The sequence below is a fragment of the Bacillus sp. JJ1764 genome, assembly GCF_036962145.1.
In the GTDB taxonomy this organism is placed as follows: domain Bacteria; phylum Bacillota; class Bacilli; order Bacillales; family Cytobacillaceae; genus Neobacillus.
The window spans coordinates 1-3,242 of the sequence record NZ_JBALNY010000010.1 but is presented as its reverse complement, the minus strand read 5'-3'; the positions used below and the strand labels follow the sequence as shown (position 1 = coordinate 3,242).

General features: G+C 28.3%; 4 protein-coding genes. All 4 read left to right on the top strand.

The features are described from left to right. The coding region (locus V7083_RS01550; protein WP_335474636.1) for a glycosyltransferase at positions 1–367 on the top strand (367 nt) is incomplete at its 5' end. Between the two features lie 17 nt (positions 368–384). Beyond that, positions 385–1,611: a glycosyltransferase gene (locus V7083_RS01545; protein WP_335474634.1), complete on the top strand. Its 1,227-nt coding sequence runs from the start codon at positions 385–387 to the stop codon at positions 1,609–1,611. Positions 1,612–1,663: 52 nt separating this feature from the next. Beyond that, a complete protein-coding gene (locus tag V7083_RS01540) occupies positions 1,664–2,872 on the top strand; it encodes a glycosyltransferase (RefSeq protein ID WP_335474632.1) in 1,209 nt (402 codons plus the stop codon). 62 nt (positions 2,873–2,934) lie between these two features. Next, a partial coding sequence (locus V7083_RS01535; protein WP_335474630.1) for a hypothetical protein occupies positions 2,935–3,242 on the top strand: 308 nt, incomplete at its 3' end.

Genomic DNA, 3,242 nt, shown 5'->3' with positions numbered 1-3,242 from the left:
TAAAGAAGTAAGTGAATTTTCTCTTCCAATTGAGTTTGTTGGTACTTTAGATAGAAAAGATGTCTTTGAATATTATTCAAATTCTATTTTAATATTCCCCTCTTTTATCGAAACTGTTGGGCTACCTTTGATGGAGGCTAAAATGCACAAAGGAGTAATAATAGCATCAGATTGTCAATTTTCAAGAGAAATATTAAAGGGATATGAGAATGCATATTTTTTCTCACATGACTCATCTAATAAACTATTTAAAATTCTTTTTCAATTTATTAGTAGAGAAGTAGTCTATAATACTCCAAGTGATATGCCTAAGCAGATGGAACCAAACGGCTTTGGCAAAGTAATTGCATTATTAAAATCAAAATAACTACGAGGAGGTAATCTATGAAAATATTATATTTCGGAACCGCTTGTAGTTCAGAAACATTTCATTTGATCAATCAGAACTCAAAAATCAAGTCCTCAGCTGCTCCACAATCATTTCAAAATCTTTTATTAAAAGGTTTAATTGAAGCAGATGTTGATTTAGACATAAAAACTGTTTTACCAATTGCACATTATCCAATTAGTACAAAATTTTTTATACAGAATAAAAAAGATAAAATAGTTCATGGAAAATATACTACGTATTTACCGGCAATTAATTTGTTAGGTCTAAAACAAGTGTGTTATTTAATGGACTCCGTTCAAACCGTAATTAAATGGAATTTAAAAAATAAAAAGGAAAAAGAACGAATAATATTAATATATGGAATGTATATGCCTGTTTCATTACCATTAGTTCTACTTTCAAAATTATTTGGATTTAAAACCGTAACATTTGTCAATGATTTACCGGAGTTAATGTTTAAATACACAAAAGAGTCAGGTATTAAAAGTTATCTGATACCTATTTATATAAAATTAAGTAGATTTATAAATGATAAATTTGATGGATATTTGTGCGTCTCAAAGTATTTAGGGGAAATTGTAAATTCAAAAAATAAACCAAATGAAATTATAGAAGCTTTTGCTGATATTGAAAATGGTACAAGTGATTTATTGCCATTAAAAAGAGAAAAAGCGATTATGTATGCTGGGACACTCCATAAACAGTTTGGGATTGATAAATTACTTTATGCGTTTAAAGAAATTAAAGATCCTGAATTAGAACTTTGGTTATTTGGGACTGGTGATTTAGCGAATGAAATAATTAGTGAAGCTAAAAATGATTCAAGAATAAAGTATTTTGGGATGAAGAGTTGGGAAGAAGTAGTAGAACATGAAAAACGTGCACAACTGTTAGTGAATCCAAGGTTTTCCGGTGATGAATACACTAAATATTCATTCCCTTCTAAAACAATGGAATATATGCTATCAGGAACCCCGGTATTGATGACAAAACTAAAGGGAATGGATGAGGAATATTTTAAGCATGTTTATATTACAACTAATGAAACTGTCCTTGGGTGGAAAGAGGCTCTTGAAAAAACATTGCAACGTAATCCTAAAGAGTTGGAAATAAAGGGGAAAGGGGCAAGGCAATTTCTTATTAAAAATAAGAATTTACGTGCACAAACAAATAAATTAGTAGATTTATTATATAGAGTTCTTGAAAAGAGGAATCTCTAAAAAATAAATAATATTAATCAATGATATAGGTATTTGAAATGAGGTCTAAATTTTGAAAAATATACTTTTCATCAATGATAATTTCCTTGTTGGAGGGACAAATACCTCTGCATTAACACAGATAAATCTTCTTGTTGAAATGGGATTTAAAGTGACATTGTGGATTGTTACCGGAGTTTATGACGAAGATATGATGAATCAAATTCCTAAAGGAGTTTCTGTTGTTTGTGGAGGAAAAATTGATAGAAAGTTACAAATAGATACCCAAATTGGACGATCTAAAAAATTTTTAAAACATCCCTTTAGAATGATTAAGCGAATGTCTAATAAGACCAAAAGTTCAAGGGCAAATTTGAAGATAAGAAAAGTAGAAAAATATGGGGAATTAGAAAAATACTATTCTATAGTTTTCTATTTCGATGTACCACTTATTACCTCTTATCTAAATTGGATTCATAGGCAAGTAAGTTGTAAAAAGAAAATACTATGGCTTCATACAGTTTATAATAATAAAACCATTATGGAAACATTTAATTTAAAAGATGAGTTATCGTATAAAATATTAACTAAATTTGATAGTATTTTTGCTGTTTCAGAAGAATGTAAATCTGGTTTTTTAAGTTTTTATAAGGAAAAGAACATATCGGTTGAAATAATTCGATTACCGATAGATGTTAAGAAAATAAAAAAATTGTCTTTAGAAGTACCAACAGGATTTATTGAAAATGATTTACGGTTAGTTACAGTCGGAAGAATAGCATATGAAAAGGGAATAGATCGTGTAATAAATATTAGCAAAAAATTGTTGGATGAAAACTTAAACTTTGTTTGGTATCTCATTGGAGATGGGGATATGGAAGAAGTAATTAAATCTATGATTGTGGAATACGGATTACAAGATTCAATAAAGCTATTAGGAAGGAAATCAAATCCTTATCCGTATCTTTTAAATGCTGATATCGTGGTTGTTCCATCTCGAACTGAATCCTGGGGTCTTGTTACAAACGAAGCTGTTATTTTAGGTAAAACAATTGTCGCAACAGATGTTGGCGGAACAAGAGAGATGTTATACTCATATCCAAGGGGAATTGTAGTAAATAACAACGAAGATAGTATTTTAGAAGGTTTAAAACATGGTATTCAAAAGTTATTGGTAGATAATATAAAAATTGAAAAGAGTGACTCAGTAGAAGTTGAATCTAATGAATCATATATAAATAGCGACATGAAAGAAATTTTGCAAAAGATTGAGTGTGATTAAATACATTAATCTTCTCTATATTAAAATTATTTTAAAAGCTAAAAAAGAAAGAGAGGAGTTAAGTGGAAACGTATAATAATTTAGTTAGACAATTTGATAAGAAAACTAGAGCTTTTGAGATGTTCCATTTATTTCTTGCAATAATTATAATAGCTTGGCTTAACAATGGAATATTTACCTTTTTAATGCCTTACGTTATAAATTATATTAGATGGGGTTTGTTTTTTGTTTGGTTCGGTTTAGCATTAATAATTAGGAGAAAATTTGTTCAAATATTTATTTTCCAATGTTGGCCATTATTAGTTTTTTATTTATATATAAATATTATATCTATTTTTGTTAATAGAGATTTAAGTGTATATATAAAAAG